The sequence below is a fragment of the Vallitalea okinawensis genome (assembly GCF_002964605.1).
Taxonomy (GTDB): domain Bacteria; phylum Bacillota; class Clostridia; order Lachnospirales; family PQDH01; genus Vallitalea_A; species Vallitalea_A okinawensis.
The window spans coordinates 267,477-282,275 of sequence record NZ_PQDH01000007.1 but is presented as its reverse complement, the minus strand read 5'-3'; the positions used below and the strand labels follow the sequence as shown (position 1 = coordinate 282,275).

General features: G+C 35.5%; 11 protein-coding genes. 10 read left to right on the top strand and 1 reads right to left on the bottom strand.

Features of this window, described 5'->3' with window-relative positions; translation table 11 throughout:
• Positions 1-286 precede the first annotated feature (286 nt).
• The 6 genes from C1Y58_RS18675 to C1Y58_RS18650 all read left to right on the top strand — a co-directional run bounded on the left by C1Y58_RS18675 (position 287) and on the right by C1Y58_RS18650 (position 8,781).
• Positions 287-1,588: an ABC transporter substrate-binding protein gene (locus C1Y58_RS18675; RefSeq protein ID WP_105617759.1), complete on the top strand. Its 1,302-nt coding sequence runs from the start codon at positions 287-289 to the stop codon at positions 1,586-1,588.
• A 67-nt stretch (positions 1,589-1,655) separates the two neighbouring features.
• Positions 1,656-2,540, top strand: coding sequence for a carbohydrate ABC transporter permease (locus C1Y58_RS18670; protein WP_105617757.1), 885 nt, complete (start codon positions 1,656-1,658; stop codon positions 2,538-2,540).
• Positions 2,541-2,550: 10 nt separating this feature from the next.
• The gene (locus C1Y58_RS18665; protein ID WP_105617755.1) at positions 2,551-3,384 is read left to right on the top strand and encodes a carbohydrate ABC transporter permease; all 834 of its coding nucleotides are present in this window, start codon (positions 2,551-2,553) and stop codon (positions 3,382-3,384) included.
• A 71-nt stretch (positions 3,385-3,455) separates the two neighbouring features.
• The gene (locus C1Y58_RS18660; RefSeq protein WP_170311633.1) at positions 3,456-5,264 is read left to right on the top strand and encodes a sensor histidine kinase; all 1,809 of its coding nucleotides are present in this window, start codon (positions 3,456-3,458) and stop codon (positions 5,262-5,264) included.
• Complete coding sequence (locus C1Y58_RS18655) at positions 5,258-6,817, top strand: response regulator transcription factor (protein ID WP_105617752.1); 1,560 nt, start codon at positions 5,258-5,260, stop codon at positions 6,815-6,817. Before C1Y58_RS18660 ends, C1Y58_RS18655 begins: the two co-directional genes overlap by 7 nt.
• 170 nt (positions 6,818-6,987) lie before the next feature.
• Positions 6,988-8,781 carry an Lcl C-terminal domain-containing protein gene (locus C1Y58_RS18650; RefSeq protein ID WP_207655781.1) on the top strand — a complete coding sequence of 598 codons (1,794 nt, stop codon included), beginning with the start codon at positions 6,988-6,990 and terminating at the stop codon, positions 8,779-8,781.
• Between the two features lie 56 nt (positions 8,782-8,837).
• On the opposite strand, the gene araA is transcribed toward C1Y58_RS18650, so the two are convergent.
• Positions 8,838-10,313 (bottom strand): L-arabinose isomerase, encoded by a 1,476-nt coding sequence (gene araA / locus C1Y58_RS18645; RefSeq protein WP_105617751.1) that lies wholly within the window; start codon positions 10,311-10,313, stop codon positions 8,838-8,840.
• A 348-nt stretch (positions 10,314-10,661) separates the two neighbouring features.
• On the opposite strand from araA, the gene C1Y58_RS18640 reads away from it, so the two are divergent.
• From C1Y58_RS18640 to C1Y58_RS18625, 4 genes are all read left to right on the top strand, one after another.
• Complete coding sequence (locus C1Y58_RS18640; protein ID WP_170311632.1) at positions 10,662-11,759, top strand: GntR family transcriptional regulator; 1,098 nt, start codon at positions 10,662-10,664, stop codon at positions 11,757-11,759.
• 172 nt (positions 11,760-11,931) lie between these two features.
• A complete protein-coding gene (locus C1Y58_RS18635; RefSeq protein WP_207655780.1) occupies positions 11,932-13,602 on the top strand; it encodes a ribulokinase in 1,671 nt (556 codons plus the stop codon).
• A 50-nt stretch (positions 13,603-13,652) separates the two neighbouring features.
• Positions 13,653-14,345: an L-ribulose-5-phosphate 4-epimerase gene (locus tag C1Y58_RS18630; protein WP_105617746.1), complete on the top strand. Its 693-nt coding sequence runs from the start codon at positions 13,653-13,655 to the stop codon at positions 14,343-14,345.
• Between the two features lie 90 nt (positions 14,346-14,435).
• Positions 14,436-14,690: a DUF6171 family protein gene (locus C1Y58_RS18625; RefSeq protein WP_242985431.1), complete on the top strand. Its 255-nt coding sequence runs from the start codon at positions 14,436-14,438 to the stop codon at positions 14,688-14,690.
• Positions 14,691-14,799 lie beyond the last annotated feature (109 nt).

Genomic DNA, 14,799 nt, shown 5'->3' with positions numbered 1-14,799 from the left:
GTGTTTTCTTATCAGAAGATAGAATGTGTACATATATAATCACTAAAAAGGTATATATTAACCAGTTGAATGGTTTCTAAATACCTTTTTTTGTAGTGTAAGAAACAAGGAAACATACTTACTTGCACATACTTGAAAGGTAACTCGAATTGCTATATACGAACATAAAATAGCAGGGTTGATAAAAGGGCATAAATGTTACACAAATACAGCTAAAAATTAACTGTTTATTTAGAACATGATTCGTTATAATTAATCCATACTAATTTTGCATAGGAGGGATTTAATGAAAAAAATCATAACGTATCTCTTACTAGGAATTTTGCTTGTTTCTTTACTAGCGGGCTGTTCAAGTAAAGAGGATAATAACGCAACGAGTGATCAAATGGGGGAAAAGCAAGAAGAAAGTGCAACACCAAAACAAAAAGAAAAGCAAAAGCTAAAGATCATGGTTTTATCAGAAGATAGTAATCGTCAGGCCATTTATCAGAATTATTATTCTAAGAATATTGGAGAAGCATTCCCAAACGTAGAAGCTGAGTTTGAGTTGCCAGGTAGTGCTAGTAATTATGATAGCAAATTAACTGTCTACAATGCATCAGGTACGTTACCTGATATCTTTTGGGGAGCGGATATTGTTTATCAATCAGGAAATGCTTTACCATTAACAGAGCGCATAAAAAACAATGGGTTTTTAGATGAGTTCACCAACAAGGCTGCATTAATTCCTGCCCCTGACGGGGAGATTTATTGCTTAAGTAGTGGAACAGATTCATTCTTTGCAGGTCCAATTTTTTATAATAAAGAAATCTTTGCAAAAGAAAACCTAGAATTGCCAGACAGTTATGAAGGGTTCATTGAATTAGTTAAGAAACTGAAAGAGAAAGGTTATTTACCAATATCTGCTACGTCATGGGCTTTGCAAAATTTTATGTTTGCAGATTTAATGACTGTCGATGATCCAAATGCTATGCGAAAACTTCAATCTAAAGAGATTGGCTTTACTAGTGAAGAGGTAGTAAAGGCGGCAGAACGATTAAGTTCTCTTTATGAGATGGGAGCATTTCCAGAGAATGTTACATCCATTGAGCAACAAGTGCATGAACAGTTATTTATCGATGGGGATGCGGCAATGATTTATCATCCTATCTGGGTATATCCAGCTATATCAGTAGCTAATTTTGAAATTGGTTATGCTTCTCTACCAGAGATTTTCGGTAACTATACATTAAATGCATGGGGATCTGCAACAGCTGGTGGTTTTATGATCGCTAAGTATACTGAAGATCCTGACCTAGCGTTAGATGTAGCACAGTTTTTGGTGATGCAAGATGCAGAGTACTGGGCTAATGAGGCAGGTAACGCAACAGCGCTTAAAGGATTTGATCAGCTACCAGCAGGTGCAGCTGATGTTAATCAATATTTCTATGAAAAAATACGTGACGAGAACACGAATGTTATACCAAATTTCCCAACTAACTTTATGCAACAAGCTCAACAGGCTGAATATGTTACAAATTTAGAAAAGTTAATTTTTGGTCAGATTACTGCTGAAGAATTTGGTAAGTCCATGGAGGCTATATACTAATAATCATTATAATGCATAGAGCCGGTTAAACTACCGGCTCTCTTATTTAGAGGGGGCTTCAGTAAACATGAGAAGAAAGCACGAGCGATTAGTAATCATATTATTTATTCTACCTGCACTTATTATATTTACATCATTTATTATTTATCCTTTGATAACAACGGTTATCCAAAGTGGTTTTGTTTTTAATGGTTTTGAGTTTGGTGAATTTCTATTATTTGGTAATTATATGAGTACTCTAAAAGACCCTGTTTTCTGGCATGCTAACTTGAATACATTGAAAATGTTAGCAGTACAATTATTCATCTGTGGTCCTTTTTCATATATCCTTGCGTTATTAATTAATGAAAGAGGTCCTCGTTTTCGAAAGTATTTCAAAATAGCGGTATTCATGCCGGCGGTACTCAACATAGCGGTTATAGCATTAATGTGGAAAATGGTCTTTCAACCAGATTGGGGGATTTTAGATGCCTTACTCATGAAAGTTGATTTAGAAGAATTAATTATTCCTTGGCTACAGCATGAGACTTATGCTATTTGGATTATCGGTGCTGTTGTCTTATGGCAATATATAGGTTTTAACATGCTTTATTTCTATGCTGCATTACGCTCTATTCCTGATTCATATTACGAAGCTGCTAAGGTTGCAGGAGCAAACTTTATTCAACGCTCTATTAAAATATCTATACCTTTAACACAGGAAGTCATCAAGTTTGTTCTCATCATTTCCATAACCGGTACCATGCAGATTTTTACACAGATCCAACTCTTAACTAATGGAGGTCCAGGAGATCTAACAAGATCGCTAATTTATCAGATGTATTATAAGGCGTTTAGATTAATGGATTTTGGGCAAGCAGGCTCCATAGCCGTCCTATTTGCTATTGAAACCTTTATTATGGTATTACTGGTGAACAAGTTAGTGGCAAGAGAAAAAATAGAAATGTGTTAGGAGTGAGTCGATGAATAAGAAAACCAGTCTTTTAGATGGATTGATTAATATACTATTAGTATTATTTGCTCTGTCAGCCCTGTACCCTATTTTGTGGATGATCATTAACTCTTTCAAAACAGCAAGAGAGGTTATAGCAAATCCTATTGGACTACCACAAGTTTGGAGTTTGGCTAATTATAGTAATGCCATAGGCGCTTTTGATTTTTTTCGTTATTTTACGAATAGTGGTATCTATACCATAGGAACTATTTTATTGACAGTTGTTACGGCTTCTTTGTTTGCTTATGCTACATCAAGAATGGATTTCAGAGGACGTGAAATTATTTATCGTTATATACAGTTAGGTTTAGTCGTTCCCATGTCCATTATTATCTTATCACTGTATGTTTTATTAGGTGACTTGGGTATAAAAAACACCTACATAGGTACGATATTGGTTTATACAGCTAGTGCTTTACCAATGAGCATTTTAATTCTTTATGCCTTTATGCGCAGCTTACCTAGAGAGCTTGAGGAAGCAGCGTATATGGATGGTTGCGGTATAGTTGGTGCTTTTATACGCATCATATTACCTATGGTTAAGTCAGCAGTAAGTACAGTGGTGATCATAGTCTTTATGCTCTATACTTGGAATGAATACTTTATGGCATTCATAACAATTGATGATGTTAAAATGCGGCCTATTGCTGTAGCCATAGGGTATTTCAGTACATCAAGGGGAACAGAGTGGGGAATGCTTTGTGCCGCATTAGTCATAACGAGTATACCTGCAATCATCATCTATCTCTTGGGAAGTCAGAGTATTGAAGAAGCGCTGACTGCAGGTTCAGCTATCAAATAATTGTTTCTATAGCCTTCATAATCGATTATACTATAATTAGTACATGAGATGATGAAAATGGTGGGATGCTGATGAAAATGATCTATAAAATAAAAGAACTACCTCTAGCCACTAAAATCTTTTTCTTCAATATCATTATTATGCTATGTTCCATGGTGATTTTTAGTTTAGCTGGAGGTTATGCATTTAAAAGGATTACCATAGAACAGGCAAAAGCATCTATTATGAAAGAAACAAATCTTATTACAAACAGTATGGAGTTATTAACGAGGAGTATTAATGATTCTATTATTAATATTTCCATTGATAAACGTGTTCAGGATGCTTTGCTATCTACACTAGAGTTACCAGAGGAGCAACGTTCTTTATATACGACACAACGTACCCTTGGTAGAGCTATTAATGAAATCATTGGTATTTCAGAAAACATTATCAGTTGTGATTTTAAAACAGAAAGTGGTTCCATTATACACATTAGTCCTTTCTTAAACTCACAAGTGGAGAGTATGCTTAATAAGGATACCTTTACTTTAGTAACTTCACAAAATAGTCAACAGCTTCAGTGGTATGCACCCCACCATATGATGGATATGGCAGGTACATCAAAATCCCTTTTCATAGTAAAAAAACCTGTTTATCATCTGTATAATGCAAAATATTTAGGAGCCGTCTTTATGTATATAGATGAAGACACCTTTTCGAATATATTCTCTAGTAATTTTGATGATGAAAACAGCAAGTTCTACATTATTGGGTCAAATGAAGAAATTATATCTGCAACCGATAATCAAATCATTGGCAAAAGCATAGTTGACGTTATTGGTATCGAAAAACTAACTTTTCATAAGTTCCAAGCCAATGAAGAAGCTGTTATTCAGACAAAGAATCAATCCTATTATCTAGCCATTGAGAAAATACCCAATTCAGATTGGTATCTCCTCAGTCAAGTATCTATGGACACCTTATTAACTTCCTATCAGAGGTTTAGAGCTTTCTTATTGTATTTCAGTGTAATTTATACTTTAATTGCTTTTATTATATCTAGATATATGTCACATAATATTTCAAAGCCTATTACAAAATTGGTTAAAGTTATGAAGTATATAAAAAATGGACAGAGAGATCAGCGTGCCGATGAGCTAGTGAAAGGTGAAATGTATCTTCTTAATACCACCTTTAATAATTTGATGGATCGTAATGATAAGTTATTTAATGATATAGTGAATAAACAAGAAGCCATTAGAAATTATGAGTTTCTGTTAATGCAAGCGCAGATTAAACCTCATTTTCTGTACAATACACTAGGAACGATTCATTCTTTGGTTCAATTAGATATGAAAGAAGAGGCACTAGGAGCTGCCCAGAGTCTAGCTAGTTTCTACAGACTTTCATTAAGTCAAGGACAGGATTTAATACCTATTATAGAGGAAAAAAAGATTGTGGAGAGTTACTTAACGATACAGCGTTATCGCTATGTCAAAATTCTTGATTTCAAAATCCATATACCTGCCAGAATTGAAAAGCAGGAAATACCAAAATTAACACTACAACCTATTGTTGAAAATGCTATATACCATGGGTTAAAGCCTAAGGGAAGCAGAAGTACAATTCATATTAGAGCTTGTGTTGAAGGGAAAGTCATTCTTATCCATGTCATTGATACAGGAATAGGTATTTCACCAGAAACAATTGAGCTACTAAATAAGAGTATTGCCAGCAAAGAAGTAGAGGGAAGTTTTGGACTTAGAAGTATTCATCAAAGAATACAGATGATTCATGGCGATGCTTATGGCATACAAATTTCCAGTAAACAAGGTTATTTTACCAAGATTACAATTCGTTTACCTTATGAGCCAGTGGGGGAGGATGACAAATGCTAAAAGTTGTTTTGATTGATGATGAATACTATACAAGAAAAGCATTACGGGTTACTACTCCATGGGAAGAACTTGGTTATCAACTCTGTGGCGAAGCCGATAATGGAAAAGAAGGATTAGATTTAATATTAGATAAAGAACCTGATGTTGCCCTCATTGATATTAACATGCCTATAATGGATGGATTGACACTGATCAGAGAGTTAAGGGTTAGTAAGAGTTTAACCCATTGCGTCATGTTGACGGGTTATAGTGAATTTGATTATGTTAGACAAGCTCTACAATTAGGGGTATCCAATTACATCTTAAAACCTGTTCCACAAGAAGAATTAAGAGATGAGCTGATTAAGTTACGAAACAAAATATTACCTGGGAAACGTAAAAAACGAGAAGAAATACTTGCCCAGCTCTCAGGAGATACACATTATTTAGTGGAATTCACGGGAAATAGTGAGATAAATAAACAAATTCAAGCAAAAAGTTTTAAACGTTTGATTACCTTTCAGATGCTTATGAACAATCAAAGACCTGATGCAGATACAATAGAAATGAATATTAATATATTAAAAGATGTTATCTACACAATAATTGATGAAATAGAATTAGAAGGAGTATGTTGGGTAGCTAGTTATGAAGAGTGTAGCCTTTTTATAAGCTCTGAAGATATAAAAGAAGTCAGCAATGAAAGCATTATGGAGAAACTGATAGAGCTAAGTAATTTAATCAACAATAAGTACATGAGTCGTATGATCGTATGTTTAAGTTCTATTTTTAAAGATGTGCAATGTTTAAGAGATATAAGTAAAAAAAATCAACATATCTTAGCTAATAGACTTGTTTTAGATACCCATAAACCTATATGCTGCAAAGATGTGGTTATCAATAATCCTTACCAGCATAAAGGGATAAGTGACAAAGAGAGACATCTTTTAACCTTATGTTTACGTAAAAAAGATGAGGAATATTTAAAGAACATAATTAAAAATATCTTTCAAGAAATTAAAGATAACTTGTATTCAATAAGTGTTATTGAATCGGTAGTTCAACAACTCTTTAGCCTTGCCTATGAGTATGCAATGGAGTGTCAAAGTACGAAGGTTATGAAATGGCAGAATCGTAAACAGTTGAGAGAACAGATTGCTACTTTTTTTACCTTAGACGAGTTGATAGAATGGATGAATAGTTTTTTTAAGGATTTAATGGAGGCTATAATTGTAAGAGAAGTTAGTGAATCTGATTTATTAGTTAATGAAATAAAATCCTATATACTAGAGCATTATCATGAACAGGATTGTAATATTAATAAAGTTGTAAGTCACTTCAACTTTAACTATCATTACATATGTAAATTATTTAAGACAAAAACAGGTGATAGTCTAGGGGAGTATATTATTACAACTCGAATGATTAAAGCTAAGGAGATCATTGAAAAAGGGCAACATAATGTAGAAATTCTTTCAGCAAATTGTGGATATGGCGATTCCCGCTACTTCTCTAAATGTTTTAAAAAATATCATGGGATAACGCCAAGTAGTTATATTAAAAGAAATAGATAAAGATTACTATAAATTCAATAAAGGAAATAAGATTGAAGCGTAGAGGTCATTAGGACGAGTATGCTTCATTTTTATTTTCTATGAGGATTCAACACAACATCCTCACATTTATATTTTATTATTTAATTAAGGATATCATATCAAGTATTTATTGAAGGGAGATCAATATTATGAAATTAAGAAAAATAAAAGTTATGTTAGTGATTTCTATTATTTCTACATTAATATTAGGAAGCTCTATCGTTGGAGCTAGGAGCATACCTGATTTTCATGGACCATTAGGAAGCACTCAATTGGAAAGACAAAGATCAGATAGCGGTAAAGGACTAGAAGTAGTACTAAATGAATTTGTGAATAATGGTTTATTATCAGAAAGTGAAGCAGAGGAGCTGATGCAATACTTGGAAGAAAATAGACCACAACTTGATGGGCAAGTTGGGCTTTCTGGTCAAAGACTAGATTTATTAACTGGAGCAGTTGAGGCTGGAATAATTACAGAAGACCAAGCCAACTCACTTCGTGAAGTTCTAGTTCCTCCTCAAGGATCAGGTATGCAATCAGGTAATCAGGGAATGCAGCAAGGACCAGGTATGCAATCAGGTAATCAGGGAATGCAACAAGGACCAGGTATGCAATCAGGTAATCAGGGAATGCAACAAGGACCAGGTATGCAATCGGAAAATCAAGGAATGCAACAAGGATCAGGCATGCAATCAGGTAATCAAGGCATGCAACAAAACGGTGTGGGAGAGAAAACTAACTCAGGTAACATGCTAAGTGTAGAAGAGGCAAATGAAATAGAAGCTGAATTATTAGCTGAAGTGGGTTATACCTCAAAAGTTGGAGGCTATCCAATTGTTGATACAGGTCAAACAACATACTATAGTAACACTTTAACAATCAGTGAGCCGGATAAGGGTGAAGATTACTATGGTCAAGATGCGACTTATCAAAGTAATCAGTCCAGTTATACTGATAATGGTGATGGTACTGTTACGGATAATGTCACCGGGCTTATGTGGCAGCAAGACCCAGGTGAAAAAATAACTTGGGAAGAAGCTGTTAATAATCTAGAAGACTTTCAATTAGCGGGCTATGACGATTGGCGATTACCAACTATTAAAGAGCTTTATTCTTTAGTTCAATTTACTGGTGTTACAGGCAAATCTTCTGATACATCAATACCGTATATAGATACAGATTATTTTGAGTTTGAATACGGTGATGCAGCTGGTGAAGAACGATTTATTGACTCACAAATGGCAACAAGTACGATTTACGACTCACCAACGATGTCAGACAACACAACAGTATTCGGCTTTAATTTTGCAGATGGTCGTATTAAAGGCTATCCAATTACTAAAGAATTCTATGTCTACTATGTAAGAGGGAATACAGGTTATGGTCAAAACCAATTTGTTAATAACGGCGATGGTACCATTACAGATTTAGCTACAGGACTTATGTGGATGACTTATGATAGTGGTTATTACAATGCAGGTGATAATAGTGACGGTACAATGGATTGGGATGATGCATTAGAATGGTGTGAAGACCTAGAGTTTGCAGGTTATGACGACTGGAAATTACCTGATGCCAAAGAACTACAAAGCTTAGTTGACTACAATAAGTCACCTGATACAACAGATTCAGCAGCCATTAGTGATATGTTCTATTGTACACCAGTTGCAAATTACTCAGGTCAAGAGGATTACGGTTTTTATTGGTCCAGTACAACTCATCTAGATGGGAAGATATTTGGAGGCAATGCTGTATATCTAGCTTTTGGTAGAGGAATGGGAGCAATGAATGGTAATGCTATGGATGTTCATGGGGCAGGATGTCAGAGAAGTGATCCAAAAACAGGAGATCGTGACGATTATCCTGCATCACATGAAAATGCTCCTCAAGGTGATGAGCAAAAAGTATTTAACATGGTTCGTGCAGTTCGTGTCATTGATTAATCAATCATTGAACATATATGAGTAAGCCAGCCCCTTTGGGCTGGCTTAACTTGACGTTACTTATTCAGTTTCCAATAGATATCATTCCATCGCAGTTCATTTCTAAATGTTGCAATTCTAGTTTCACTGTCAATAACAACACATTCAATGCCACACATTTCTGCCCAGTCAGTGAGCTGTTCTATTGTTACGTTATATGAGAATACAGTATGATGAGCACCACCAGCGTAAATCCATGCTTCAGCCGCTGTTTCTAAGCTTGGTTCAGGTTGCCACATTACATTAGCAACAGGAAGATTAGGCATGTTCTGTGGTACATCCACTGCATTGACTTGACTAATAATTAATCTGAAACGATGCCCTAAATCAACTAGTGAAGCACATACTGCCAAGCCCGTTCTACTGTTAAAGATTAAGCGGGCAGGATCTTCTTTACCACCTATACCTAAAGGCTTTACATCCATTGTAGGTTTTTTGCTAGCAATGGTAGGACAAACCTCTAACATATGTGCACCAAGGATGGCTGGGTTACTTGGGTTAAGGTGATAAGTATAGTCCTCCATGAATGAAGTGCCTTTATTATTAGCCATGATTTTCATCATGCGTGTAAGGGCAGAGGTTTTCCAATCACCTTCACCACCAAAACCAAAGCCTTTCTCCATTAGACGTTGTACTGCTAAGCCAGGCAATTGTTTAAAACCATGTAGATCTTCAAAGGTTGTTGTAAATGCGCCGAAACCGCCATCAACTAAGAATTTTTCTAATCCAATCTCAATACGAGCTTGCTCTCTGACCGAAGCTATAAACTGTTCACTAGCGTCTTCAGGGAAAGTATATAATTCATAGTATTCTTTCATAAGTTCATCGACTTGAGCATCAGTAACTTGGTTAACAATAGCTGCTAAATCACCAACACCATAACCGTGAACTTCCCAACCAAATTTTATCTGTGCTTCAACTTTATCCCCTTCTGTCACAGCAACTTGGCGCATGTTATCTCCAAAGCGTGCTACTTTCAAGTTACGGCTTGCTACATATGCATTGGCAACATGCATCCATTGCCCAATACGTTCTCTTACCTGAATATCTTCCCAATAACCTGCTATAACTTTGCGGGGGATCTCCATGCGAGCACCTATAAAACCATATTCGCGATCACCATGGGCAGATTGGTTCAAATTCATGAAATCCATATCAATCTCATCCCAAGGAATATCCTGATTGAATTGTGTATGAAGATGAAGTAAAGGTTTATTTAAAATGGATAACCCTGCAATCCACATCTTGGCTGGTGAGAAAGTGTGCATCCATGTGATGACACCCGCACAGCTATCATCCATGTTGGCTTCCATCAATACTTGCCTAATCTCTTCAGGTGTCTTTACTGTAGGCTTGAAGATAATAGGATATGTTATTTGTTCAGCGTTATTGAAGCCTTCAACGATGGCTTGAGAGTGATTAGCTACTTGTCGTAATATCTCTTCACCGTATAAATGTTGGCTACCGGTTATAAACCAAAAGCTTTTATTCATATTGATTACCTCCTAATGAAGTTATAATTACAATAATATTAGTACATGTATAAAATTATAATTAACTTGTACATACAAATTTATTTACATTATATCTTAACTCGTAGTGAATAGCAACAGGTTTTTAACGGAGTTATGTATAGAAAGTAGATCTATTGACTTATACTCTTTGATAAAAGAGTCGTAGATCTAGCACATAATAGTGAAAAGCATGTTAAGAATAGTATCATTGATTTAGTGGCGCATAATATTTACACGCACAAGTTTATATGCTATGCTAAAATAAGACATACAAGTTCAGGAAATTGATTATTTGAGGTTGACTCTATTAGAATAATGAGGTGTAACATGAATGTATCTAATCAACCTAAATATATTCAAGTAACAGAATATATAAAGGAATATATAAGAAGTGGACAATTGAAAGAGCATGATCGTATGCCATCAGAATATGAACTCACAAAGAAGTTTAATGTTAGTCGACATACGGTACGTAAAGCTATTGGTGATCTCGTTGTTGAAGGATGGCTATATACAGCCCAAGGGAAAGGCACGTTTGTATCCGATCGTTTTACTAAAGGAAATGGAGTATCCCAAAGACCTAAGCAACTTGTTGGCGTTATTACGACATATATCAAAGACTACATATTTCCAGAAATAATTGAGGGAATAGATAAAGTACTTGCTGATGAAGGGTACAGTATTATCTTGGGTAATACCAATAATCAAATAGAGAAAGAACGCCAGTGTATTCTGAATATGCTTGATAACGATATAAGTGCTTTAATTGTTGAGCCTACTAAAAGTGCACTTCCTAATCCTAATATTGAACTCTATGATGAGCTAAGGAAAAAAGGAGTACCAATCCTATTCATCCATGGGTATTACTCCAACTTATCATCTTCCTACATAGTAGAAGATGATGTAAGTGGTGGATATGAAGTAACGAAGCATTTAATTGAACTAGGGCATACGAGAATAGGAGGTATTTTTAAAAGCGATGATATGCAAGGGCATCTGCGTTATCAAGGATTTTTGAAAGCACATCGTGAATTAGATATCCCAATTCAAGAAGGTTCAATACTATGGTATACAACTGAAGACCAAAAGAATTTTTTAAGTAGTCAATATTATAAAGATAACTTTTTTCAACGTGTAGAGGGAATGACGGGTTTAGTTTGCTATAATGATCAGATAGCCATTAAAGCAATTGATCGACTGAATGAAAAAGGCATAGAAGTACCAGAAGATCTGTCGGTGGTAAGTTTTGATAATTCTAGAATGGCTAGAATGGCTAATTTAACTACCGTAGCTCATCCTAAAGGGAAAATAGGAAAAGAGGCTGCTAAATCAATACTAGAAATGCTACAAAATAAAAAATTAATAAAACAAGAAGTATTGAAGACAGATATCATTTATCGTGAATCAGCTAAGAATATTAAGTAATAGTAAAAATAACGAGTTCTCTTTATGGAGAGCTCGTTATTTTAATGTAGGAAAGTTTTTAACTTTACAAGCCTAAAAATTGATGTTACAATACTTGTACGGACAAGAATTAATATATAGATAAAAACATACGTATATGTATGGAGTGAAATTATCTCTTGGAGGGTTCATGATGGATAAGAAATATACAATTGGTATTGACTATGGTACACAATCAGGAAGAGCTATTGTTGTAGATATTACTACAGGTCAAACATTAGGGGAGGCTGTAACCCCTTACCCTGATTGTGTTATTGATGAGAAATTACCACGTACAGATATCAAACTAGACCATGACTGGGCATTAGAAAACCCAGATGATTATGTCTATGTTCTTCAAACTGCTGTACCTGAGGCAGTAAAAGAATCAGGTGTAAGTGTAGATGATATTATTGGCATTGGTGTTGACTTCACAGCATGTACCATGATGCCAGTATCAAAAGAAGGTAAAGTACTTTGCCAATACGATGAGCATAAAAATAATCCACATGCTTGGTGTAAACTATGGAAACACCATGCTGCTCAAAATGAAGCAGACCAACTAAATGCTAGAGCTGGTGAGCGTGGCGAAGAGTTTTTAGCACGTTACGGTGGTAAGATATCTTCAGAATGGATGATTCCAAAGATCTGGCAAATCCTTGATGAAGCTCCTGAAATCTATGATGAAGCGCATACCTTTATGGAAGCAGCGGATTGGATTACCATGCAAATGACAGGCAAAGATGTTCGTAACAGTTGTACAGCAGGCTATAAGGCAATTTGGCACAAGCAAAAAGGATTCCCAAGTAAGGACTTCTTCAAGGCATTAGATCCTCGTATGGAGAATTTAGTGGAAGAGAAGTTCAATGCTCCAATCCTGTCTATTGGTAGCAAAGCAGGGGAGTTAACTGAAGAGATGGCAAAAGTCATGGGACTTAAACCGGGTATCGCTATCTCTGTTGGAAATGTAGATGCTCATGTAGCAGCACCAGCTGTTAAGGTAACAAATGCAGGTAAACTACTTATGATCATGGGGACATCTGTATGTAATATCCTTCTTGGTAATGAAGAGAAAATAGTACCAGGTATGTGTGGTGTTGTTGAAGATGGTGCAGTACCAGGATTCTATGCTTATGAAGCGGGACAATCTGCGGTAGGAGATATCTACGAATGGTTTGTAACCAATTGTATTCCAGAATCGTATGAGAATGAAGCAAAAGAAAGAGGCATCAACATTCATGTACTCTTAGAAGAAAAGGCAAGCAAGCTTAAACCAGGTGAAAATGGAATCCTTGCATTAGATTGGTGGAATGGTAACCGTTCTTGTTTAGTTGATACTAATCTTACAGGTATGTTCCTTGGTATGAACTTACAAACAAAACCAGAAGAACTCTATAGAGCTTTAATTGAAGCAACAGCCTTTGGACAACGTATGATTATTGAAACATTTAGAGAAAATGGTGTACCAGTTAATGAGCTATATGCCTGTGGTGGACTACCAGAGAAAAACAAAATGCTTATGCAAATCTATGCTGATGTAACCAATATGTATATTAAGATTTCTGCATCTAAGCAAACACCTGCATTAGGTTCAGCCATGTTCGGTGCAGTAGTAGCAGGTTCAGAGCCAGGTGGTTATGATACAATCGTTGAAGCTGCTGAGCATATGGCTCATTTAAAAGATGAAGTATTTAGCCCAGTAGAAGAGAACGTCAAAGTATACGACCAACTTTTTGCAGAGTATGCTAAATTACATGACTACTTTGGTCGTGGTGAAAACAATGTTATGAAAACCTTAAAGAAAATAAAAGAAGAGGTACAATAATCAATCCATATATAATTACAATATATTTTAATGTTTAGGGGGAACTCTAGATGCTAGAGCAACTAAAGCAAGAAGTATTAGAAGCTAATTTAGAACTTGTTAAACAATGTCTTGTACTCTATACATGGGGAAATGTAAGCGGCATTGATCGTGAAACGGGCTATGTAGTTATTAAGCCTAGTGGAGTAGAGTATGACGGGATGACAGCTGATATGATGGTTGTAGTGGACCTTGAAGGTAATAAGATTGAAGGAGACTATAAACCTTCATCAGATACTGCTACTCATTTAGAGATTTACAAAGCCTTCCCTGAAGTTGGTGGAGTCGTTCATACCCACTCTCGATATGCAACAGTATTTGCACAAGCAGGAGTAGGTATTAAGCCTTTTGGTACAACACATGGAGACTATTTCTATGGAGAAATTCCATGTACAAGACATATGACACCGAAAGAAATAGCTGGTGAATATGAAAAGGAAACAGGGAAAGTAATAGTTGAAACTTTCGACGCAGAAAAGGCCATGGAGGTACCGGCAGTTCTTGTGAAAGAGCATGGTCCTTTCACCTGGGGAAAAGATGCAAAAGAAGCTGTTTATCATGCAACAGTGCTTGAAGAAATTGCCCATATGAATCATTTAACGCTTCAATTAACAGCTCATAAGAATAAAGAAACCATGCAATCAGTTTTATTAGATAAGCATTTCTTAAGAAAACATGGATCAAATGCTTATTATGGGCAATAATGATATGAATAATCTTTAGAAATATAATAAATTATAAAGACAAGCTACAATACTTTAAGTTTCATTCATGACTGTTGAGGTGATTAAATGGTGGAATATCCAAACAGGATCTGTAAAAGATGCTTACTTAAAGAGGTCGATGCAGAGTACTTCGAAAGCTTAAGTATATATATAAATAGTATAGATGAAGATTTAAAGGTAGGTAATGTAACCTATAAGGAACGGTTGGATATCTGCCAAGAATGCGATAAGTTAGTAGACGGTATGTGTAGTGGATGCGGATGTTATGTAGAGTTACGAGGTATTATGAAAAAAAATAAATGCCCTTATGATAAATGGCTATAATAAATTTCTTTATAGAAGCAGTATTTCAAAAGATATTTATATAAGGGGAGGGGATATCCCCACAAGAGTATAGGGCAATCAATTTGAAAAGAATAATTAAATAAAAGAG

Bases quoted from the DNA above. Each gene is read 5' to 3' on its own strand.
- C1Y58_RS18675 (WP_105617759.1), top strand. From the start codon at position 287: ATGAAAAAAATCATAACGTATCTCTTACTAGGAATTTTGCTTGTTTCT.
- C1Y58_RS18670 (WP_105617757.1), top strand. From the start codon at position 1,656: ATGAGAAGAAAGCACGAGCGATTAGTAATCATATTATTTATTCTACCT.
- C1Y58_RS18665 (WP_105617755.1), top strand. From the start codon at position 2,551: ATGAATAAGAAAACCAGTCTTTTAGATGGATTGATTAATATACTATTA.
- C1Y58_RS18660 (WP_170311633.1), top strand. From the start codon at position 3,456: ATGAAAATGATCTATAAAATAAAAGAACTACCTCTAGCCACTAAAATC.
- C1Y58_RS18655 (WP_105617752.1), top strand. From the start codon at position 5,258: ATGCTAAAAGTTGTTTTGATTGATGATGAATACTATACAAGAAAAGCA.
- C1Y58_RS18650 (WP_207655781.1), top strand. From the start codon at position 6,988: ATGAAATTAAGAAAAATAAAAGTTATGTTAGTGATTTCTATTATTTCT.
- araA (WP_105617751.1), bottom strand. From the start codon at position 10,313: ATGAATAAAAGCTTTTGGTTTATAACCGGTAGCCAACATTTATACGGT.
- C1Y58_RS18640 (WP_170311632.1), top strand. From the start codon at position 10,662: ATGAATGTATCTAATCAACCTAAATATATTCAAGTAACAGAATATATA.
- C1Y58_RS18635 (WP_207655780.1), top strand. From the start codon at position 11,932: ATGGATAAGAAATATACAATTGGTATTGACTATGGTACACAATCAGGA.
- C1Y58_RS18630 (WP_105617746.1), top strand. From the start codon at position 13,653: ATGCTAGAGCAACTAAAGCAAGAAGTATTAGAAGCTAATTTAGAACTT.